The sequence below is a fragment of the Leptolyngbya sp. FACHB-261 genome (assembly GCF_014696065.1).
GTDB lineage: Bacteria > Cyanobacteriota > Cyanobacteriia > FACHB-261 > FACHB-261 > FACHB-261.
In genome coordinates this window covers 442,252-462,690 of the sequence record NZ_JACJPL010000018.1, presented here as the reverse complement: position 1 = coordinate 462,690, position 20,439 = coordinate 442,252, and the positions used below count along the sequence as shown (strand labels likewise).

Genomic DNA, 20,439 nt, shown 5'->3' with positions numbered 1-20,439 from the left:
TCTCCTAATCCATTGGCCTAATCCACTGGCACGTCTAAACCTCGCTGCCGCGCCTGCTCGACCACGCTAATAAACACATCTTCGAGCGAGAACTGAATCGGGCGAGCCCCCTGCACCGTGACGCCGCTCGCCTCTAGCCAGTCCCGGATTTGAGGGATCTCAGCCTTGGGGTCATCCAAAATCGTGTGCAGCCGAACGCCAAAGATCGAAACCCGCCAGCGTTCTAGTTGCTCTTTCAGCAGGTTCGAGGCGGTTTGCAGCGGTTCGCAGGTCCATTCCACCAGTCGCCCTGGCTGCTCTGCTTTGACCTGACGCGGTGTGCCCTGAGCCACCAACTCGCCCGCCACCATGAAGCCGAGGCGATGGCACTGCTCTGCTTCTTCGAGGTAGTGGGTAGTGACCAATATAGCCATGCCCTCCCTGGAGAACTGGTTGATCAGCCGCCAGAACTGCCGCCGAGCCAATGGGTCCACCCCCGAGGTCGGCTCATCTAGAAACAGAACTTTGGGTTCGTGCATGACCGCCGCGCCAAACGCAACGCGCTGCTTCCAGCCTCCTGGCAACTCGGCTGTGAGCATGTCTTGACGGCCCACCAGGTCGCTCATCTGGAGTACCCACTCCTTTTTGGCGCGGCGCTGACGGCGAGGAATGCCATAGACGCCGCAGTAGAACTCCAAGTTCTCGCCGATGGTCAGGTCGTCGTAGAGCGTGAACTTCTGCGACATGTAGCCGATCTGCTGGCGCACACTGGGACTACGCAGCTCCCCCGTCTCGCCAGCTAAGGTGACGCGCCCCGAACTGGCTGGCAGCAAGCCGCAGAGCATTTTGATCGTGGTGGTCTTGCCAGCCCCGTTGGCTCCTAACAAGCCGAAGACCTCGCCATAGCGGATATCGAGATTGATGTCGTTGACAGCTTTGAAATTGCCAAACACCTTACAGAGGTTTTGCGCGCCAATCGCCGTTCCCGCTGAACGTTCTTGGCTATAAATACGGGGGTAGACCGCACGGGAGAGTTCCCCCTTGAGGTCGCGCAGGCGGGCAACAAAGGTATTTTCCAGCGTTGGCGTGTCAGTGGCCAGGTCTTGAATCTCTAGCTGCGGCTCTAGAATGCGTCGAATCGCCGCTCCTGTTTGCTCAGGCTCAGCGGTCAGCACATCCAGCCGGTCGCCGAAGCGCTGCACATCGGAGACGGTTTCGCGGAAGCCCTGATCGTGCTGCAGGATATCCTCAGCTTGGTCCAGTTGCGCCACGGGCAGATAGACTTCTAGGCGCTGCACTCCCAGGCTGGCTTTGACCCTGGCAGGCGTGTCGCACTGCTGAATTTTGCCGTCATACATCAAGGCAATGCGAGCACAACGCTCGGCCTCGTCCAGATAGGGCGTGGCGACGACCGTGGTCACATTTTCTTCAGAAGCCAATTGGGCCAGGATGTCCCAGAACTCGCGGCGCGATACGGGGTCAACACCCGTAGTTGGCTCGTCTAGCAGTAGCACCTGGGGTTGGTGGATCAGCGCACAGCAGAGCGCCAGTTTCTGCTTCATGCCACCGGAGAGGCGTCCTGCTAGCCGGGTGCGGAAGCGGGCTAGGTCCAGCAACCCCAGAAAACGGTCACTGCGCGACTTGAAGTCTTCAGCCCTCACCTCGCGCAGGCCCGCAGCGTAGCGCAGGTTTTCCTCAATGCTCATATCTTGGTAGAGACTGAAGCGCTGGGTGAGATAGCCAATTTGCAACCGGGCCTCCCAAGCCGGGCCACCTAGGACCTCAACGATGCCTCCGGTCTGGGGCATGACTCCTGAGAGAACCTGAAACGTGGTGCTTTTGCCCGCGCCATCAGGACCGATCAGCCCGAAAATTTCGCCAGCGTAAATATCCAAGCTGATGCCAGCTACGGCTTCCAGCTTGCCGTAGCTGTGTCGCAAGTCCCGGACCGAGATTACCGGGGTTTGGGTGCGGCTGGCTGGAGTGATGCTTTGAAGGGAGATCATCGCCCTAAGATCCCTAGCGGTGCGGGAAATAGCGTTGAGGACCGTTGAGGCTGACTCTCTGGCACCAGAATGCGGCCATCGGCTGGCATGCCTGGCTTGGCGAAGCCTTGGGGATCTTTAAGCGTGAGTTCGACACCGAACACCTGCGTGACTCGGTCTTTCTGGAAATAAGTGTTTTCGGGCGTGAAGCTGGCTTTGGGGTCTACCCGTGTGACTGTGGCTTCGAGTGGTTGGTCGGGAAATGAGTCTAGATAGACCCGTCCCGTTTGGCCCACTCTGACCTGCCCGATCTGACCTTCAGGAATAAAGCCGCGTAGGTAAAGGCGGTTGAGGTTGACAACGGTTAGCAACGGCGCTCCAGCCGCCACCACTTCGCCCGGTTCCACCGAACGCGTGATCACGCTGCCGGATAGAGGGCTCTTGATCACCAGGTAATTCAAGTTGGCCTGGATCTGGGCTTGAGTCGCTTGCGCATCGCGGATTTGCTGTTGAGCGACCGAGATATCTGTGCGGGCCTGGGCCATCTGGCGTTGGATTTCCAGGGCGGCAGCGGCGCGGATCGAGGGATTTTGCAAGGTAGAGCGGGACTGCGCCAGACTGCCGCGAGACGCTTGGACTTGCTGCCGAGCCGCGTTGACGCGGGCCTGTGCTGTCTCGACTTGAGCGTCGTCTTCATCCCGTTGCTGGGCCGATACGGCTCCCTGGCTGAATAGCTCTCGGGTTCGCCGCTGCCGAATCAGCGCTAACTTCAGACTCGATTGAGCTTCAACCAACTGAGCACCCGCAGCAGCCAGAGAATTTTGCGATTCCAGAACCCGGCCCTGGCTTTCCTGATTGGCCTGCTCGGTAGTCAGGTTAGCTTGCTGAAGCTGGGCCTCTAGGACGGGAAGCTGCTGCCGAGCGCGCTGAAGCTCCTCCTGCCTGGCTCGCACCTGGGCAATGGCGCCTCGTAGCTGAGCTTGCAGATCACTGTCATCAATGCGGACTAGGAGCTGACCGGGCTTGACCAAATCACCCTCTTCAACGCTCACCTCCGCTACCCGACCGCCAATCTTGGCTGATACATCGGTGTCGTAGCTCTCGATGCGTCCGCTCAAAAACAGCCCCTCGGGTTCGGGTCGGTAGAAGAACAGCCGGTAGACGCCGTAGCCAAGCCCTGCCACCACCGCTAATACTGCCAAGATGCGCAGAGGCTTGGGGATGCCAGACTTTGGTTTGGGGGCCGGGTCTTTTGATGGAGCTTCGGGCGAACGTTGGGACGGATTGGCCTCAGTTTTGGTCATACTGACTTCCTCTGGCGCTTGCGGCCAGACAATAGGCGGCGCAGAAATGGCATCTATGCCGTGAATCTTAGTTCAGAATGCTGGCGTTAGTGAATATTTATTCAAAAACTTATTTGACAAGCTAAGATGCTAAAAAACTCAAGCAGCCATCCTTGTTCCTGTGCCCAGACCCCGGACGATCCAGCGCCACCAAATCGTCAATGCCGCTCTGCATCTGCTAGCGACAGAAGGCATTGATAAGGTCACTATTTCTGCCATTGCCCGAGCCGCTGGTGTCTCTGGCGGTGCTATTTACAACTTTTTTGAGAGCAAGGAAGCGCTGATTGAAGCCTGTATTCAAAGCTTCGAATGGACACCAGCTGACCTGTTTGAAGAGCTAATTCGCGTTAGTGATCCAGCCAACCCTGAGCAGCGGCCGGTACAGGATTTACTAGAAGGGGCAGCCCTGTTTCTGGTGGAGTTTTTGGAGCGCAAGTTCAGTGCAATCCTGATGTACGCTGTTCATCCGGACTTAGGCACTGTAGACCCAGAACGTCCTCGACGCGGTATCGCCCTGCTGACTGATTACTTTCAGCAGGAGATGACGAATGGCCGCATCCGCTCATCCAACCCTGAGACGTTAGCGCGGGGCTTTTTCGGGGGCCTGTTCGCCTATGTGTTCTTCGAGCGGGTGATTAATCAGCAGAGTAGTGAAGAGATCCGCTCCGGAGCCTTTACTCGTTCGTGGGCTCTAGAGTTCTGGCAAGGGATTCAACCGCTGCCATAGAGTGCCTCCAAGCTTTAGCTTCTAGGCATTGGCTCCTAAGCATTGGCCCCTAAGCTTTGCCACTTAAGCTTGCAGCTCAGCCTTCCCCCTTAAACTAAGGAGGGAGATTCTGTACGGCAGGTTCGATGGCCTTCAAGGCAGTTTTGTTCGATTTCAACGGCGTAATTCTCAACGATGAGCGCTTGCATGAGGAATTGATCAATCAGATCCTGCTAGAGGAAAACCTGCAACCCATGCGTGGTGAATACCGTTACCTTTGCCTGGGGCGCAGTGACCGAGCTTGCCTGGTTGAGCTGTTCAAAGAGCGTGGCCGTTATTTGAGTGAAAGCCAGCTGCAAGCCTTGATTGAGCGCAAGCATGACTACTACCAAAAGCACTTAGCAACCCTAGAGAAGTTACCGCTGTTTCCGGGACTGGCTGATTTTATCCTTCAGATCAGCTCTGCCAATTTGGCGATGGCAGTTGTTAGTGGTGCTTTGCGCAGTGAAATCGAGCTGACGCTCCAGCGCAGCGATTTAGCCCAGCATTTTCCAGTTATTGTTGCAGGCGACGACATCACCACCAGCAAGCCTGACCCTACTGGCTATTTGCTCGCTGCCGAAAAGTTGGGCGTGGCGCCAGCCGAGTGTCTGGCAATCGAGGACACGCCTGCTGGCATTACGGCAGCAAAACAAGCTGGTATCTCGGTAGCGGCTGTGGCTAATACCTACCCGTTCCACATGTTGCAGCGTCGGGCCAACTGGACTGTTGATTTTCTACCAGAGCTGGAGCTAGAGCGTGTGCGCGAAGTGCTGGCACGGTTGGACAGCTAGATTCTAGATCTGATCGCCAACGCCAACTCTAAACTCCAACTTGGGACCAAGTCGTTGCCACAAAGGCAGCGACGGCCAGAATTGCCAATAGGCCCTCGACCAGATTGCCAATGAGCGATCCCACAACGATACCGATACTGACTTGGGCCGCTAGCTTAAATCTAGGCCCGAGTTCTAAATCGCCTCGGTAGAAGAATTCACCGAGAAAAGCGCCTAAAACGGGGCCAATCAGGATACCGAGAAGCGGCCCACCAAAGGGCAGCGCTGGCAGAAGGCCGAAGAAGCCAAGCAGCAGCCCGGCAACGGCTCCAATCTGACTCCATTTGCTGGCGCCAGTGCGAACCGCCCCTAAATAGGTCGCTAGAAAGCCAACCACGCCGCTCAAAATCAGAACAGCCACAGCAATCCCCAGCGGCCAACCCACGCCACTGAAACCAGTAGTCACGCCCCAAATCACGATTGCGCCCAGGATCAAACTGACACCGGGCAAGCCAGGAATAAAAGCACCGATCACACCTAAGAGCATGACGGCTAGCAGTAACCAATAGAGAATAGTCAGGCTCATCTCAATTTCTTCTCCCTAGCCCTGCAACAGTGTGAGCTGATCTGGAAAGATCTCAACATTCAGTTCTGGCGTGTAACGGGCCTCGCCCAAAAAAACGGGCTGAGAAACACCCGGCTGAGGATGGAGCAGGGCGCGGGCTCGCACCCAGAGACGATCTCGCTCCACGCGACCCGGCGTGTAGAGGTTCAGCGCTGCCTGCTGGAGCGTGGCTTGCAATTCATCCTGGTTGATCGTGGCTGGGACGGTGATTACCACGTTGGGACCACCGTTGTCAAAAACTACGGCGTAGCGCACTGCCCCTGGCACAACCGTGCGCGTGAAGGGGACCAGGCTCAGCGCAAACAAGCCCACGGTGAGCACAATCGAAAAACCAGTCACGCCAACCAGCCGAAAACGCCAGCCCCGAGAGGTCACAAAGGCAATGACCGTCACCAGAGCACAGGCAATGGTGAATAGCCCCATGTACTGGGCGTAGGTCAAGAAGTTAGCAGTAGTGAGCATAGGTAAGGAGCAAGCAATCAGGCTAGGACTATCCTCAACTTACCGCCAACTGGAAAGTGAGAACCAGTTCTGTGGGAAAGGTCTAGCCTATGAGACCAGCCTTCAAACCTGGGAGTCTTTAAGCCTCAGAGCCTTTAAACCTCACTTCAAGCCTCGCTCTAACCGTCAGTGCGAAGAGCAAGTAGTGAAGTTAGCGGCCAGTGTGGGCAAGCGACTTATTAAGCGGCTCTCGTTCACAGGCTCTTGAACGATGCGCAAACAGGGATCTAAACCGGGGATATACTGAGCACGGAGGAACCGTAAACAAACGCAAACTTTCGTCCTCCGAATGGTGACTCTCGATGGTCCTCAGCGGTTACGACTACTTCCTTGTGTTCTTGCTGATCTGTAGCCTAGTCCCTGGCACAGCACTGCTAGCCTCCAAACTGCTACGGCCCAACCGGAGTGGCCCAATCCGACGAACCACTTATGAATCGGGTATGGAGCCTGTCGGTGGTAGCTGGATTCAGTTCAATATCCGGTACTACATGTTCGCTCTAGCGTTTGTAGTCTTCGATGTGGAGACTGTGTTTCTTTATCCTTGGGCGGTGGCTTTCAGCCAGCTTGGGCTGCTCGCCTTCATTGAAGCCCTGATTTTTATTGCGATTCTGGTCATTGGCCTAGTGTATGCCTGGCGTAAGGGAGCACTGGAGTGGTCATGAATTGTGGCACCAGTATTGCCACGGCGCTACCGCCTACTGAACTTCTGAAGTCGGCTGTGACCCAGCCAATGCTGCTAGCTTGGAAAAAGGAGATTGTGCATCATGGCGGATGAACCCCAAACGCCAGCACCTGAAGGAGCTAACCCGGAGGAGACTGGCATTGTTGAAGCAGGTCCCATTTCTAAATGGTTGACCTCTCAAGGCTTCGAGCATGAGTTTCTAGGTCCTGACCACCGGGGTGTGGAAATGCTCAAGGTGGACCGGGATTACTTGATTCCCTTCAGCACTGCTCTCTATGCCTATGGCTTCAATTACCTGATTTTCCAGTGTGGTTATGATGCTGGGCCTGGTGATTCGCTGGTCAGTGTCTACCACTTGACTAAGCTCTCCGATAACGCCGACCGACCGGAAGAAGTGCGGGTTAAGGTTTTCCTGCCCCGCGAAGATCCCCGCTGCCCTTCGGTGTACTGGATTTGGAAGAGCGCCGACTTTCAGGAACGCGAAACTTTCGACTTGTTCGGCATTGTCTATGAAGGTCATCCCCATCTCAAGCGCATTTTGATGCCAGAAGATTGGGTGGGCTGGCCGTTGCGCAAAGACTACATCACCCCTGATTTCTACGAACTACAAGATGCTCACTAAGATCCTCGACTGACAACCTCAGAGGACCTAGAGCTAAAAGGCTATCTCAAGCGGTAGATGGCCTTTTTTTTATTTGTTGTTTGGCAGTTCATAGAGCCAGTTTGATACAAGTTAGGGGTAATCCCTGATACATTCGCTGAGCAGGCAATCGCTTTAAGTGGACGTGGAGCGCAGATAGGTTGCTCTACGAGCTGGTACCGACAGAATAAGGACCAGCTTGGCACTGAGTGGGTGAAGCGTGAAGTCTAGTTTTATTGAAGGCATGAGTGCTATCGCTGTTCTTTCGCAAATGCTGAAACACCGTTTCTGGCAGGTCGCAGTGCTGGGGCTTTTTGTGGGAGCCTGTAGCGGCCCTACCTCGACTGGAGCACCTGCAACTGATGCCGGTACCCCTGCGGCTCAGGCAACGGCTGCCAGCTCCTCCGAATATAAGGTTGGTATGGTACTAGTGGGTCCAACCAAAGATGGGGGTTGGAATCAGGCGCACTTCGAGGCGACCCAGTATGTCATGGAGAAAGATCCTGGCATCAAATTTGAGTATGTCGATAAGGTGAACCCTGCCGACCGACCCAATGTGAAGGGCTCCCAAGTTGCGGATGATCTGATTGCCAAAGGTGCTAAATTCATTATTTTCAATTCAGATGACTTCAAGGATGACGCCCTAGAAACGGCGAAGAAGCATCCTGATGTGACCGTGATTCATGCCTCCGGTGACTACGCTTGGAAAGAAGGCCAGAACTACAAAAATCAGCCGAATCTAGGCAACATCATGGGCCGCATGGAATTCGGCAAAATGATGGCGGGTTGTGCAGCGGCTTTAGGCTCACAAACCGGCAAAATTGGCTACGTCGGTCCCCTGATTAATGACGAAACCCGACGCTATACCTCTGCTGCTTATTTAGGCGCACGCTATTGCTGGGACAAGTACAGCGGCAAAAAACCTGAGGATCTAAACTTCAAGGTCACCTGGATTGGCTTTTGGTTTAACATTCCGGGTGTAACCCTAGACCCCACCAAAGTGGCCAATGACTACTACAACAGTGGCTACGACGTAGTGATGTCCGGTATCGACACACCTGAGGTGGCGGTAGAGGGCAAAAAAGCGGCGGATGCCGGTAGGCCGGTTAAGTTTGTCCACTACGATTTGAGGACGGGTTGCAATCTGGCTCCCGACATCTGTTTGGGTGTGCCGTACTATAGCTGGGGCCCCCCCTATATTGAGGCGATCAATAAGGCCAAAGCAGGCCAATACCAGAGTGAATTTGTCTGGTTGGGTCCTGATTGGAAGAACATCAATAACGCTGAGACCTCAATGATTGGCTTCGAGCCAGGCAAGGCACTTGGGGCTAAAAAGGCACAGCTAGATGAATTCGTCCAGGGACTGGGGAATGGCAGTATCAACCCCTATAAAGGCCCCCTCAAGTTCCAGGACGGCACCGAATTTATTAAGGCGGGTGAAACTGCTACCGAGCAGCAAATCTGGTACATGCCTCAGCTGCTGGCGGGCATGGAGGGACCTAGTAAGTAAAGCCCAATAAGTAGGCAACTATGCAGGTTGAGCTTCAACACATTTACAAGCGCTTCGGTCCTATCCAGGCGAACCAAGATGTGTCTCTGACGGTAGAAGCAGGCACCATTCATGGCCTACTAGGTGAGAATGGTGCTGGTAAAAGCACCCTGGTCAAAGTGCTCAGCGGTTTTGTTATTCGAGACCAGGGCCGCATTGTGTTGAAGGGGCAGCCTGTTGAGATTAGAACGCCAGCCGATGCTATTCGCGCTGGCGTTGGCATGTTGCACCAAGATCCGCTGGATTTTCCGCCCCTATCGGTGCTGGACAATTTTATGGCGGGCAGCCGCAAGAGTGCTTTTTTCACTAATCGTCGGACAGCAGTTCGAGAGTTTCGGCAATTGGCTGCTCAGTTCAATTTCGACTTGAATGTGAACGATTTGGTGAGCAATCTCACGGTTGGAGAACGCCAACAACTCGAAATTTTGCGTCTGCTCTCATTGGGGGTCGAGACGCTAATTTTAGATGAACCAACAACGGGTATTTCAGCGTCCCAAAAAACTGCTTTGTTCACAGCCTTAAAGCAACTAATTGGCGAGGGCAAATCAGTTGTTTTTGTCTCACATAAATTGGAGGACGTTGAAGAACTTTGCGACCGCGTTACGGTGATGCGACGGGGACAGGTGGTGGGTCATGTTGAACTCCCTTGTCCTGCCAGTCAACTTGTAGAGTTAATGTTTGGCCGTGAGTTAGCTTTGCCCACGAAGTCGAAAACTCACCAGAGTGATGTCTTACTCCAACTCAATCAGGTAGTTCTCAATGATGAGCGGTTGAGAATACAGATTGACAAGCTCACAGTTCACTGTGGCGAAATCATTGGCTTAGCCGGTTTGGAGGGGAGTGGGCAGCACCTACTGCTGCTGTTATGTGCAGGGCTATTGCAGACCGGCTCAGGCAGTATTTATCTCAATGCGACAAACTTGACGCGCAAACCCTATCGAGACTACCTGCGTTCTGGTATTGGCTATTTACCCGCAGACCGCTTGAAAGAAGGGCTAATCAGTGGCCTGTCGATTCAAGAGCATGTGGCCCTGCGCAGCCCTTCCCCTGGGCTGTTCATTCGTTGGAGCGAGATGCTCAAAGTTGCTCAGCAACGGATCAGTCAATTTAATATCCGAGGCAAACCCAATACTCGCGTTGAGCGGCTCTCTGGGGGTAATCAACAGCGCACCCAACTAGCGCTTTTGCCTACGCCGTTAAATCTGGTATTGATGGAGCACCCGACTCGTGGCTTAGACATTGAATCATCGCTCTGGGTTTGGGAGCAACTCATGGCTCGTTGTCAGACTGGCACTGCAATTTTGTTCGCTTCATCTGATCTAGACGAAATCATGCAGTACAGTGACCGGGTGATTGTATTTAGCGGTGGTAAAGTCTCCGAACCGATTGATGTGGCTAGCTTGACCGTTGATCAACTCGGCCAGATGATCGGTGGCAAATTTGAGGGGCAAGGGGCAGGGCAGGCATTGCTACCTGAATCCAAAACAATGCCGCTCTAAGCTCACTGTCCCTCACTATGAGAACAGCAATTTTAGAGACGATCATTGCCGCCCTACAGCCCTTAGATTTCGTTTTGGCTTTTTGGCAAGGAGGGTCAGAAGCACAGGGCTATACCGATGAGTGGTCAGACCTCGATCTTCAGGTAATTGTTCAAGACAATCATGTACAAGAAACTTTTGACGCTCTAGAAAAATCACTCCGGACCCTGGCTCCAATTCAATTTAAGTGGAGGGTGCCTGAACCGACTTGGCATGGTCATGGCCAATGCTTTTATCAGCTAGCTGGTGTGAGCCCATTCTTGTTTATTGATTTTGTTCTAATACAGCACAGCCATGCCAACCACTTTCTGGAGGTGGAACGACATGGCAACGTGGTAATTGGTTTTGATAAAGCAAATCTTGTGGTTCCACCTCCCCTCAACCGGAGCGAACATTTTCTAAGAATGCAAGAGAGGCTGGCTCAGCTCAGTATGACGTTCGATTTTTTGCAAGTCTTGGTCAAGAAAGAAATTAATCGGGGGCGTTTGATAGAAGCTCTGACCAACTATCATGCCTTCACGCTTCGGCCCTTAGTGGAACTGCTCAATATGGTCCACCGACCGTACCGATACGATTTTAGAGCTAAGTACTTCAGCCGAGATCTGCCGGCTGGTATTGTTACTCGTGTGGAGCCACTTTACTGCATAACTGATTTGGCCAATCTGATCCAGAAACAGCATCTCGCGGAGGCTTTTTGGGTTGAAACCTTGCCTGACGCAAAAGCTAAACTCAAGGCTCTACAGGGTAGCCAGTAAACATGGAAGGCAATCATAACTGCCTGCTATAGCTGTTTCTGATAACTATCCCTTGAGACTGGCTGATATTTATAGAGAGATTGAGTCAAATTGAAGCGAATTTACCTGCAAACCATCAGTGAAAACCACAGATGAAAAGCAACCTGCTATCGAGGTCTAATTACTATCAAGTTGGCTCCTTTGTGGTGTCGCTGTTGTTTATTGCTATAGTCATTGCTTTATCGGGTGTCTCCCCTTTTCAAGTGGTCGCTAGCTTGTGGGATGGCGCTTTCGGCACTGCCGATCAATTTGCACGGGTGCTGTCCACACTAGCCCCACTGCTACTATGCGCTAGTGGGTTAGTGTTCACCTTCACCGCCGGGCTCTATAACTTAGGGATCGAGGGACAAATTGCAGTGGGTGCAATCGCTACGACTGCCCTACTTCGATTGTTGGAAGGGGCTATACCTGCTCCATTAGTCATTGCCTTGGCACTGGTAGCTGGCACAATCGGTGGGGCAATTTGGGGGCTGTTCGCAGGTGTGCTGAATGTATATGGCAAAGTCAACGAGATTTTTGCCGGGCTGGGCCTAAATTTTGTTGCCCAAGGCTTAACGCTCTACTTGATTTTCGGCCCCTGGAAGCGGCCTGGTGTTGCCTCAATGAGTGGCACTGAATTGTTAAATGAGTCGCTGTGGCTGAGCACCTTTGGCAATACAGAAGCGAGCCCAATTTCTTTAATCCTGGCCGCCTTAGCCGTGGTTGTAACTGTGGTGGTGATTCGCGGCACTCACTTTGGCCTCAAGCTCCGCGCTGTGGGCCAAAACTTGCGAGCATCTTATGTTTTGGGCATTCCTGCTGTGAGGCAACTCCTAAGCTCTTTTGCAATTTGTGGTGCCTTTGCTGGTATTGCGGGCGCTTTGCAAGTGGTTGGGGTATTTCATCGTTTGATTCCTAATATCTCCAGCAATCTTGGTTTTCTGGCACTGCTAGTAGTGATGTTGGTCGGCTTCAATGCCCTGTTCATTGTGCCGGTTGCCTTTTTCTTTAGTGCCTTAAATATCGGCAGTTTGCAATTGCCACTGGCTCTACAACTAGAGTCTTCCCTGGCAGGTGTAATCCAGGGCACCTTAGTCTTGTTTGCTGTTTTAGGCCGTGGTTTCAGTGAAAGAAAGAATGGTCTCAAAAATTCTTAGAAATATTTGCTTAGGAAGCATCTTGGTTTAGAAATTTCTAAATAGTCCAATGAGCCTGATAGATTTAGCATGGATTCAGCACAGTTAATTGGCATCCTCGCCACAGCAATTGCCACCGCAACTCCCCTGGTCTTTGCTTGTATCGGTGAAACGATTACAGAACGAGCTGGGGTGATTAATCTTTCAGCCGAGGGCACGATTCTGCTCTCGGCGATGGTTGGCTTTGCAGTTGCCAAAACCACTAATAGCTTGCTGTTGGGTTTTGCAAGCGCTGCGGTGGTGGGGGCTCTGATTGCTTTAGTGGTTGCCTACGCCGCGATCAGCCTGCAACAGTCTCAGATCGCGATTGGTTTTGTCTTGGCTTTGCTGTGCGGTGACCTATCTTCTTTTCTCGGTAATCCGGTCGTGCGCATTCCCGGTCCCACCGTGCCCAGTTTCAAAATTCCGGTGCTGCAAGACATTCCAATTGTGGGACCTCTATTGTTTCAAAGTGATTGGCTGGTCTACATCAGCTATGCCCTGATCATTGCCACTTGGGTTTACTTCTACCGCACGCGAAGCGGCCTGTTGTTAAGAGCAATTGGCGAGCAACCAGCCGCCGCCTTTGCACGGGGCACCAATGTCGTTTTGATGCGCTACCTTTACACTCTGGTAGGTGGGGCTCTGATGGGAATTGCTGGCGCTGCTTTCTCTCTAGATTTCAAAGCAGGCTGGAGCCATCGGCATACTGCGGGTTATGGCTGGATTGCCTTGGCAATTGTGATTTTTGGTGGCTGGAACCCCATCCGGGTTGCCCTAGGTGCTTATCTGTTCGGCATTCTGCAGTCTTTTGCCAGCGTTGCGCAAAGTACGATCCAAGCGGTACCCACCCAGGTCTTCACGGTGGCTCCCTTTGTGTTGATGATTCTGGTGTTGGTGCTGACCTCCAGCGATTGGCTAGATCGGCTGCTCTCGCCACTGCCTGCCTCTCTAAGGCGAACAGCCTTGCAGACGATCCGAGTGACCCCTCCTGCTGCTCTAGGCCGAACCTTTGAGCAGGATTAACCTGTGTTGCAAATCATTGTCTTAAGCTCATCTCTTCTTTATCTTTGCTAAAGAATCAGCTCTAGTTTGGTCGCTTTGTATTGCTTTGTTAAGAGCGGGTGTAGTAGTTTATACAAGACCTTGATATAAAGACTCGGTTAGTAAGCCTGGTCTTTGGGTGCTACCGAGCAAAGTTGCAATTACTGTGAGCATGAGTGGAGCCCGAAGGTGAACCATGTCTGATCATGATGCAGAACTGTTAACGCTTCTGGCCGAGTTGTCGTTTTGGCTAGCAGACTTTGTAGAGGCATCTACTACAATCACTGAGGCATTGCCAGGCCAGATCGACGGACGTCCAACTGGTATACCTCGGAGCAAGCTGGTTAAAGCTCAGCTCAGGCTAGAGGAGGCGAGCCGTCACTTGACTGAGATCAGGGGTGAAATTGACCGTATACTCCAGCAGCGCAGCTCGCTTGTCACTATGTGTGGCTGTTGCCACTGACAAGTTCCACTGGCGATAGAGGGTTCTGAGCGCGAACGCTTGGCTCTTTGCTGAAGGGAACGCTTGGAGAAGTTTGAGGTTGTCCCTTCGTCTTCTTCCCAAACTCAGACGTTCTGCCCTCGAAGTTGTTTTAAGGTGAACGACGGTTGACCTGGTACTTGTCATATGTCGGGGCGTGATGAGGATGTGGAGCGTCTGTTCGTGGAGAGCAGCTACTATCTAGCTGAAACGCTAGAAGCTGCACGGATACTGGCTGATGCACTTTACGGGCAGGCTCATGGCAATTCAACTTCCGACCTATTAAGGCTTGAGGAAGTTGAGAGCCGGTTGCTGTCAGCAAAACGACACTTGGCTGAAATTCGGCACAAATTGCAAGACCTTCTACCGACTGTCCGCTTGTGTAACTGCTGCCCCAATCCCCAACAGCTGAGCATCAACTAGGGCATCACCAGCTTGCAGCGCTCAAATGGGTCGACATCAAAAGGCCATAGAAATGGGGGCAGACCTTTAGGTCTACCCCTGGGCCCACACTTTTAAAGCCCTACTAGAAGCGGGCTGACAACAAGCAGGCTGACGACAAGCAGACACAGCCGCTTAAGCCAGCCAAGCCAGGGAAGCCAAGCCTCAAGTCAGCTTGCCGCCATTAGTTTTGCGGATTGCAACCACTGCCGGGCGAGGGGGCAGATTGGCTTGCTTAGCTGGCCAGTTGGAGCCAATCGGCACTTTGCGAGTTTGCATAAACTCCTTGCCATCGACGGTGCGCATCGCGTACTGCCGGGTCTCATCTGCCATATCCTTGCGAATCCCCCCGACTTCACCAGGGTGTTGCACGGCTAGGAACAGAGTTTGCTCATCCCGGCTAAAGAATGGCCCAGTGGTTTCACTATCCGTTGGCCCATAACCAAAGAGGTAAGCCTGACCAGCACTCGCACCAGAGGTCGGAATGAACCAGATCGAGTTGTTGCCAAACAAGCCCCGAAGATTAGACTGGCTAACGGGCTTGCCCTCTTTATCGACTCGGCTTGGCACCGCTCGATTATGTTTATCGCTGGACATATCAGTGACCATCCAGATGTTGCCGGCCTTGTCCAGCAGCAAATTATCTGGGTTGGCAAAACCCATACCGCCCTCGGCAGGCTCACCGCCTAAGCTGAAGTGCCGCCAACGGAAATTCATGGCTGCTGGGTCATTGCCCTCTTCAATCAAATGAGTGATGAAGCCGTACTCATAAGCTGTAGAGCCATCTGGACCCTTAAAGATTGCCTTTTCAGGACCACCATCGCTGCTACTGGCAGCGCCAGAGGTGAAAGTGATGTAGAGCGAACCATCAGCAGCCAGGTCAGTATCCTCAGGACGAGCGGTACAGGTTGCACCAGCAGCATTGGCAGCGTAGTGAGCGTCGATCAAGATAGCGCCCTGAACTTCTTGGGCATTGTTGCCGCTGTACAGGTCGCCTAGGGTCTTGAACTGCTGCTTGAATTCCTGAACCTTGCCATCCTCTTTGACTTTGTCGAAGCCACCGTCAGGGCGTTTAGGCAGGGTGATCATGCCACCTTCGATCGTGCTGGGCAGGGTGGGATCTACTGGTGTGGTGGCCTGAAGTGGAATCCAGCGGCCTGTGCCATTGGCGTTGAACTTAGCTACATAGAGCATGCCGCGCTCTAGTAGACGCGAATTGCTCTTATCCGCTACATTGCGCACGGCTTCCTGACTGACAAACTTGTAGAGGTGACCCCCACGACGGTCACAGCCCGAGTAGAAAGCAACTCGCTTGCCTGTCTCAGCCCGAATCCCTACTGCTTCATGACGAAAACGGCCCAGCCAAGTGTGCTTGGTGCCGTAATCCCGTGGGTTCGCGGGATCGACTTCCACAATCCAGCCATATTTATTGCCCGCTAGACCTAAGACATTACCTTGGCCGCCGACTTCTTCAGCATCAATATTAAACTTGCGCGTCGAGGGTGGGAAAGAACTGCCATCGGCATGTACTGGCTCTGCCACTTGGCTTTGGAAGTTCTCCTCGGCGCTCAAAACGGTGCCCCAGGGGGTAGTACCACCCGAGCAGTTACCAAAGGAGCCAATAATGCGGTCCCCTAATCGGTCGGTATAACCCTGCACTTGGGCCTTGCGAAACACAGCTGCCGATGGTCCAGTGGTGCGCAGGTAGCGGTTGTCTTCCAGCCCGGAAATGCCGGTGATACGCCGGTCGGCAACCCCTGGTTTGCGGGTCCAGCTGCCATCGCGGTTCTTTTGCACACCGATCACCCCACCGCCTTGGTCGCGCAAGGCTTCGATGCTGATTTGGCGAATTTTCTGCTTGAGTGGGTTGCTGTCCGGCAGCGCAAAAGCATCAATGCCTTGCAATTCTCCCTTTTCGTCTTTAGGGATTGCAGCTTTCACTTCATCGAAGGGCAAGGACTTGCCAATTACTTGTTGGAACGATTGGGTCCAGGACACACTGCTGATGTATTCGAAATTAGCCCAAAGATAGCCCTGCCCATTGCCAGTCTCAATGACACTGACATAGTCGTTGTTGTAGCCAAAGCGTGAATCGCCCACCTTGTCTCCCCAAGCGGCGATCACGTTGTAGGTAAAGCCTTCGGGCAGAACCAGATCGTCCTTAACCTCGTAGTTGGTGTACGTCTCGGTTTGCTTTTCCTGAGAGACACCGTCAGTGGCTAGAGGCATTGGCCCTTTAATTGGACTGAAGGTCAGGGCGCCTGGTGTAGCTGCCGTTGCTGCCTCAGGCGTAAAGGGCATCGAGAACGGCTGGTTCGGGCGATAGAGAGGACCAAGGGCTGCTGAACCCGCGCCTGCCCCCAGAAACATTAGAAAGTGTCTACGCTTGAGTGTCATGTCTCAGGATCGGCTGTGTATTTGGAAGCAAAGCAACAAAACCCACCAGCACCCTACCGCCTACCGCTTAAGGGCAGGTAAATGAGAGGCTAAAGAAGCTTCTGAGACTCCGTGTTTCTTTATGAAGTTCAAACCAGCTCACTTCTGGTGAATGGCTCTTGATTAAAGGTTTTAACCAGGGACATTCAACAAAGCACAGATGCAAGGCTCAAACTGTGAGTGCAAAAGCCAAAAGTGCAAAAGTCAAAAGAGACGCCCCTAGCTAGGAGCGTCTCTTGTTAGTTCGGCTGTTGGTTCTAAAAAATTGCTGGTCTATCCAGTTCTAGGGTTACCGCTTCTTAAAGCCTTTAGCCTGAGAAGAACGGTTTTTGGTCTTGGCAGGACGCTTAGCATTATTCGCATCGGCAGCATTTGTATTAGCAGCCGGAGTGGGTTGGTCTGGGACCAACGCGACTGGTGGCTCAGGAGCTACCTCATGACTAGCTTCATGACTAGCCTCATGATCGGGAGGTGCAGGAACAGGCGAAGGTCTATCCACGTGGGCTTCTACAGGGTGGTCTGCCACTGGTGCAGTTGGCTCAAGCGCAGGTTTAGGGAGCGCTGCTGGTTCGAGCGGAGCCAGTTCCTCTGCTTTCGTGGGTGCTTCTACTGCGACTTCCTCTGCCGCAGCAGCCGCAGCATGGGATGCATGGGAGGTAGGTACTACTGGTTCGATTGCAGGCTTGATAGGCACAGTTGGCTCAATCTTAGGCTCGATCGCAATTCCGGGTTCGAGAGGGGCGACGGCTACTGTGGTCAGCGCTTCAAGCGTAGCGACCGGCTCAGCCACTTCCGCCACAGTTGGGGACGAAGCAGCATGAGGAGCATGAGAGGTAGAGGTCTCCAGTTTGGGCTGCTGAGAAGTTACCTCGTTAGCAACAGGACCCAAGGGCGGCAAGCCTGCAATTTTCACCACCGCAAAGCGCTCGTGGGGTGGCACCTCAATCGTTGGAACCTGGAAGGGATCACTGGGCTGTGAGCCCGAAATCTTAACTACGGCAAAGCGTTCAACTGGCAAATCGTGGTCTGTTTGGGGCTGTACCCGAGCCTGATGCAGAGCCCCTAAAACGTGGGGTGGCAGCTCAGATTCAGGCACCTGAGACCAATCAGTCCAATTGCCAGCAGATGGAACCGCAGGCAGCGCCGGAACCTGCGTGAGAGACTTGCAAGCATCTGGCAGCTTCCACTGGGGTGGCACGAAACGCATTGAGCGTGCCATCTGTCGAAATTGCTCCAGATGCTCCATCGTCACAACTCCCTACTGCAATGAACCTATGTTTAACTTTGTCAACTGTTTCGCTTTGTCAACGAGTTTCGGCTCGAAACAGGAATCTCAGGTTAACACAAAACGATCCCCGCCTGGTCGTTGGCCCAAGCGGGGTTTTTAGGGGATAGACACAGCATTTACGCGGTCAAAAACGGATGGCTAAAGTTGCAAACTTGACGTAAGTTTAGCGGTCCATTGTCACGGCATCAACAGGCACGGCATCCACGTCGACAGCATCAGCTGTGGGAGTCTGTACATCGACACTGCGCTCGGGTCTGCGATTGCGATAGCTATCCAGGATCAGAGTCGTGACCTCAGTTGCCAGCAGGCCTAGCAGCGCCACATCGTCTAGCTGGCCCACAATCGGGAAGATATCTGGCAAGAAATCTAAGGGGCTAACCAAGTAGAGCAACGTGCCAGCAATGAACCAAAGACGGGTTTTGGGATTGCGAATGCCTTGGCGATACCAATCGTACAGAGCTTGGATCGAGAACTTCATAATCGGATCCTCTAGATACTTATAATCGTGTCAAGAATCCTCGTTGTTTTCCTGTCCAGATAACCGCCCGTAGTTATCTGGAAAGCCCTACTTGATACCCCATTTATTGCAAGGCTTTACTGCAATACTTCTTCGAGCTTTTGTTGGTTCCAAAGTTTGCGATACAAGCCCGATTGCTGGAGCAAACTGGCGTGAGTGCCACTCTGCACCATGCGGCCTTGATCCATTACAAAAATGCGATCAGCCGTAGCTGCTGCCGTCAACTGGTGCGAGATAAAAATCACGGTTTTGCGTTGGCTGGAACCACCCCGGCCAAAACCGTAAGCCGACAGGTTCGCCAAAATTTGGGTGGCAGTTTGGTTATCTACACTGGAGAGCGCATCATCAAGGACCAAAACCGGTGCCTCGATGAGCAGCGCTCGCCCTAGCGCCGTTCGCTGCCGTTGGCCTCCCGAAAGCGTAATCCCGCGTTCGCCCACCAGGGTGTCGTAACCCTTGGGGAAGGTCAGCACTTCGTCGTGGATGCGGGACTGTTTAGCGGCGATTTCGACTGCGCCCTGGTCAGCATCTGGCTCGCCGTAACGAATGTTGTTGCGCATAACCGTGCTGAACAGGAAGCTATCCTGTGGCACATAGGCGATGGCGCCGCGCAGGTCGTGAATACGCAGCGTTGTAATGTCCTGCCCGTCTAGAAACAGCTGTTGGGGTGCGATGTTGAGCAGCCGGGGCAGAGCATTAGCCAGGGTTGACTTGCCAGAACCAATTGGTCCCACAATCGCTACCGTTTCTCCGGCCTCAATCGTGAAGTTGACCCGATCTAGGGCTGGATAGTCGTTGCCAGGATAGTAGAAGGTGAGATCTCGGGCCTCAATCCGTCCGCGCACTCGCTCAGGTGGCAGGCTAATGACTCCAGGTCGGTCGTGAATCTGAGACCGCACCGAGAGAATAGCCTCCACCCGGTCGATGCTGACCTGACCCCGCTGATAAGCCGTAATCGTGAACCCTAGCAATGCGGTTGGGAAGACCAGTCGCTCAACATAGAGCAGCAGCGCAATGAAATCACCGATAGTCAGGCTGCCATCGGCAATTTTGCGCCCACCCACCCACAGCAGAATCAACAGGCTGACACTCGCCAAACCGATCAGAATCGGAAACAGAATGTTGCGCGTTTTGGCTAGCTTAAGGTTCGCGTCGAGCAGGCGTACATTGCGCTCAGCAAAGGCACGACGCTCATTCAGCTCTTGCGCGTAGACCTTGACCAGCGCAATGCCGCTCACATCCTGCTGAATCAAGTCGCTGAGGTCTGAGAGTTCCTGCTGCACCTCTAACTGCTGAGTCCGCAAGCGATCGCCAAACAGAAACACCAGCAAAAACATGACTGGATAGATCATGAGCGTCAGCAAGGTCAGTGGCACGTCAATCGCTAGCATCAGCGGCAGCGTCAGGACGTAGGCAAAGACGGTATTGATTAAGCTCAAGACGGCAAAGCCCAACAGCCGCCGAATATTGTCAACATCACTGGTAGCGCGGTTGATCAGATCTCCAGCCGAGGAAGCGGTGAAATAGGCCGGTTCCATGGTCAGCAGGTGATTAAAGATCTTCTGCTTGAGATCGAATTCTACCTGCCGTCCCATGCCGAACAGCCAGATGCGGGAGGCCATACGGATCACCCACATCAGACAAGCTAGCCCCAGAACCAGCAAAACCGGATGCAGGAGTGTCTCGGCATTTTGTGCAACTTCTAGGGTGTCAACGCTCTCCTTGATCAGCCAGGGAACGTAAACGCCAATAATGTTGACGATTAAAAGGGCACCGGTGCCCAAAAGAAGCTGACGCCGGTGAGGAGCCAGATAGGATGCAAGTTGCTTTAGTTGGGAGCGAGCCATGCTCTAAGCTTATGCCAGCCCGTAGCTCTGCCCAATACCTCTCGGGTTTGTCCCTAGGATTTACGTGTGGTTTATCC

At 53.4% G+C, this 20,439-nt stretch carries 19 protein-coding genes; 11 read left to right on the top strand and 8 right to left on the bottom strand.

Annotation, left to right across the window (positions count from 1 at the left end; all coding sequences use genetic code 11):
• Positions 1 to 17 precede the first annotated feature (17 nt).
• Both H6F94_RS11435 and H6F94_RS11430 read right to left on the bottom strand, forming a co-directional pair.
• Complete coding sequence (locus H6F94_RS11435; protein WP_190802334.1) at positions 18 to 1,985, bottom strand: ATP-binding cassette domain-containing protein; 1,968 nt, start codon at positions 1,983 to 1,985, stop codon at positions 18 to 20.
• A complete protein-coding gene (locus tag H6F94_RS11430) occupies positions 1,982 to 3,268 on the bottom strand; it encodes an HlyD family secretion protein (protein WP_190802333.1) in 1,287 nt (428 codons plus the stop codon). Before H6F94_RS11430 ends, H6F94_RS11435 begins: the two co-directional genes overlap by 4 nt.
• A gap of 160 nt (positions 3,269 to 3,428) precedes the next feature.
• Between H6F94_RS11430 and H6F94_RS11425 the strand changes: the two genes are divergently transcribed.
• Together H6F94_RS11425 and H6F94_RS11420 are read left to right on the top strand one after the other, a co-directional pair.
• On the top strand, positions 3,429 to 4,034 hold the full coding sequence (locus tag H6F94_RS11425) for a TetR/AcrR family transcriptional regulator (protein ID WP_190802332.1): 606 nt from the start codon (positions 3,429 to 3,431) through the stop codon (positions 4,032 to 4,034).
• Positions 4,035 to 4,159: 125 nt separating this feature from the next.
• Positions 4,160 to 4,846: an HAD family hydrolase gene (locus H6F94_RS11420; protein WP_190802331.1), complete on the top strand. Its 687-nt coding sequence runs from the start codon at positions 4,160 to 4,162 to the stop codon at positions 4,844 to 4,846.
• A 28-nt stretch (positions 4,847 to 4,874) separates the two neighbouring features.
• Here H6F94_RS11420 and H6F94_RS11415 read toward each other — a convergent pair whose 3' ends face one another.
• Both H6F94_RS11415 and H6F94_RS11410 read right to left on the bottom strand, forming a co-directional pair.
• The gene (locus H6F94_RS11415) at positions 4,875 to 5,411 is read right to left on the bottom strand and encodes a DUF456 domain-containing protein (RefSeq protein WP_190802330.1); all 537 of its coding nucleotides are present in this window, start codon (positions 5,409 to 5,411) and stop codon (positions 4,875 to 4,877) included.
• A 15-nt stretch (positions 5,412 to 5,426) separates the two neighbouring features.
• On the bottom strand, positions 5,427 to 5,912 hold the full coding sequence (locus H6F94_RS11410; RefSeq protein WP_190802329.1) for a Ycf51 family protein: 486 nt from the start codon (positions 5,910 to 5,912) through the stop codon (positions 5,427 to 5,429).
• A 341-nt stretch (positions 5,913 to 6,253) separates the two neighbouring features.
• Here H6F94_RS11410 and H6F94_RS11405 point away from each other — a divergent pair, with 341 nt between their 5' ends.
• The 9 genes from H6F94_RS11405 to H6F94_RS11365 all read left to right on the top strand — a co-directional run bounded on the left by H6F94_RS11405 (position 6,254) and on the right by H6F94_RS11365 (position 14,256).
• The gene (locus H6F94_RS11405; RefSeq protein ID WP_190802328.1) at positions 6,254 to 6,613 is read left to right on the top strand and encodes an NAD(P)H-quinone oxidoreductase subunit 3; all 360 of its coding nucleotides are present in this window, start codon (positions 6,254 to 6,256) and stop codon (positions 6,611 to 6,613) included.
• Between the two features lie 102 nt (positions 6,614 to 6,715).
• Entirely contained in the window at positions 6,716 to 7,255 is a 540-nt protein-coding gene (locus H6F94_RS11400) for an NAD(P)H-quinone oxidoreductase subunit J (protein WP_190802327.1), read from the top strand.
• Between the two features lie 238 nt (positions 7,256 to 7,493).
• Entirely contained in the window at positions 7,494 to 8,783 is a 1,290-nt protein-coding gene (locus H6F94_RS11395) for a BMP family lipoprotein (RefSeq protein WP_313949269.1), read from the top strand.
• 20 nt (positions 8,784 to 8,803) lie between these two features.
• Positions 8,804 to 10,321, top strand: a complete 1,518-nt coding sequence (locus tag H6F94_RS11390; protein WP_190802326.1) for an ABC transporter ATP-binding protein — start codon at positions 8,804 to 8,806, stop codon at positions 10,319 to 10,321.
• A gap of 17 nt (positions 10,322 to 10,338) precedes the next feature.
• Positions 10,339 to 11,115, top strand: coding sequence for a nucleotidyltransferase domain-containing protein (locus tag H6F94_RS11385; RefSeq protein ID WP_190802325.1), 777 nt, complete (start codon positions 10,339 to 10,341; stop codon positions 11,113 to 11,115).
• 131 nt (positions 11,116 to 11,246) lie between these two features.
• A complete protein-coding gene (locus H6F94_RS11380; protein WP_190802324.1) occupies positions 11,247 to 12,290 on the top strand; it encodes an ABC transporter permease in 1,044 nt (347 codons plus the stop codon).
• 69 nt (positions 12,291 to 12,359) lie between these two features.
• Positions 12,360 to 13,334, top strand: a complete 975-nt coding sequence (locus H6F94_RS11375; protein WP_190802323.1) for an ABC transporter permease — start codon at positions 12,360 to 12,362, stop codon at positions 13,332 to 13,334.
• A 214-nt stretch (positions 13,335 to 13,548) separates the two neighbouring features.
• Positions 13,549 to 13,815: a hypothetical protein gene (locus tag H6F94_RS11370; RefSeq protein WP_190802322.1), complete on the top strand. Its 267-nt coding sequence runs from the start codon at positions 13,549 to 13,551 to the stop codon at positions 13,813 to 13,815.
• Between the two features lie 165 nt (positions 13,816 to 13,980).
• Entirely contained in the window at positions 13,981 to 14,256 is a 276-nt protein-coding gene (locus H6F94_RS11365; protein ID WP_190802321.1) for a hypothetical protein, read from the top strand.
• Between the two features lie 183 nt (positions 14,257 to 14,439).
• On the opposite strand, the gene H6F94_RS11360 is transcribed toward H6F94_RS11365, so the two are convergent.
• The 4 genes from H6F94_RS11360 to H6F94_RS11345 all read right to left on the bottom strand — a co-directional run bounded on the left by H6F94_RS11360 (position 14,440) and on the right by H6F94_RS11345 (position 20,362).
• On the bottom strand, positions 14,440 to 16,671 hold the full coding sequence (locus H6F94_RS11360; RefSeq protein WP_190802320.1) for a PhoX family protein: 2,232 nt from the start codon (positions 16,669 to 16,671) through the stop codon (positions 14,440 to 14,442).
• 328 nt (positions 16,672 to 16,999) lie between these two features.
• Complete coding sequence (locus H6F94_RS11355; RefSeq protein WP_190802319.1) at positions 17,000 to 17,956, bottom strand: hypothetical protein; 957 nt, start codon at positions 17,954 to 17,956, stop codon at positions 17,000 to 17,002.
• A 205-nt stretch (positions 17,957 to 18,161) separates the two neighbouring features.
• The gene (locus H6F94_RS11350) at positions 18,162 to 18,476 is read right to left on the bottom strand and encodes a YkvA family protein (RefSeq protein ID WP_190802318.1); all 315 of its coding nucleotides are present in this window, start codon (positions 18,474 to 18,476) and stop codon (positions 18,162 to 18,164) included.
• 116 nt (positions 18,477 to 18,592) lie between these two features.
• Positions 18,593 to 20,362: an ABC transporter ATP-binding protein gene (locus H6F94_RS11345; protein WP_190802317.1), complete on the bottom strand. Its 1,770-nt coding sequence runs from the start codon at positions 20,360 to 20,362 to the stop codon at positions 18,593 to 18,595.
• Positions 20,363 to 20,439: the final 77 nt, after the last annotated feature.

Coding starts and splice junctions, on each gene's coding strand:
- H6F94_RS11435 (WP_190802334.1), bottom strand. CDS start 1,985: ATGATCTCCCTTCAAAGCATCACTCCAGCCAGCCGCACCCAAACCCCG.
- H6F94_RS11355 (WP_190802319.1), bottom strand. CDS start 17,956: ATGGAGCATCTGGAGCAATTTCGACAGATGGCACGCTCAATGCGTTTC.
- H6F94_RS11350 (WP_190802318.1), bottom strand. CDS start 18,476: ATGAAGTTCTCGATCCAAGCTCTGTACGATTGGTATCGCCAAGGCATT.
- H6F94_RS11345 (WP_190802317.1), bottom strand. CDS start 20,362: ATGGCTCGCTCCCAACTAAAGCAACTTGCATCCTATCTGGCTCCTCAC.
- H6F94_RS11410 (WP_190802329.1), bottom strand. CDS start 5,912: ATGCTCACTACTGCTAACTTCTTGACCTACGCCCAGTACATGGGGCTA.
- H6F94_RS11420 (WP_190802331.1), top strand. CDS start 4,160: ATGGCCTTCAAGGCAGTTTTGTTCGATTTCAACGGCGTAATTCTCAAC.
- H6F94_RS11385 (WP_190802325.1), top strand. CDS start 10,339: ATGAGAACAGCAATTTTAGAGACGATCATTGCCGCCCTACAGCCCTTA.
- H6F94_RS11390 (WP_190802326.1), top strand. CDS start 8,804: ATGCAGGTTGAGCTTCAACACATTTACAAGCGCTTCGGTCCTATCCAG.
- H6F94_RS11400 (WP_190802327.1), top strand. CDS start 6,716: ATGGCGGATGAACCCCAAACGCCAGCACCTGAAGGAGCTAACCCGGAG.
- H6F94_RS11365 (WP_190802321.1), top strand. CDS start 13,981: ATGTCGGGGCGTGATGAGGATGTGGAGCGTCTGTTCGTGGAGAGCAGC.
- H6F94_RS11430 (WP_190802333.1), bottom strand. CDS start 3,268: ATGACCAAAACTGAGGCCAATCCGTCCCAACGTTCGCCCGAAGCTCCA.
- H6F94_RS11415 (WP_190802330.1), bottom strand. CDS start 5,411: ATGAGCCTGACTATTCTCTATTGGTTACTGCTAGCCGTCATGCTCTTA.
- H6F94_RS11360 (WP_190802320.1), bottom strand. CDS start 16,671: ATGACACTCAAGCGTAGACACTTTCTAATGTTTCTGGGGGCAGGCGCG.
- H6F94_RS11380 (WP_190802324.1), top strand. CDS start 11,247: ATGAAAAGCAACCTGCTATCGAGGTCTAATTACTATCAAGTTGGCTCC.
- H6F94_RS11405 (WP_190802328.1), top strand. CDS start 6,254: ATGGTCCTCAGCGGTTACGACTACTTCCTTGTGTTCTTGCTGATCTGT.
- H6F94_RS11375 (WP_190802323.1), top strand. CDS start 12,360: ATGGATTCAGCACAGTTAATTGGCATCCTCGCCACAGCAATTGCCACC.
- H6F94_RS11370 (WP_190802322.1), top strand. CDS start 13,549: ATGTCTGATCATGATGCAGAACTGTTAACGCTTCTGGCCGAGTTGTCG.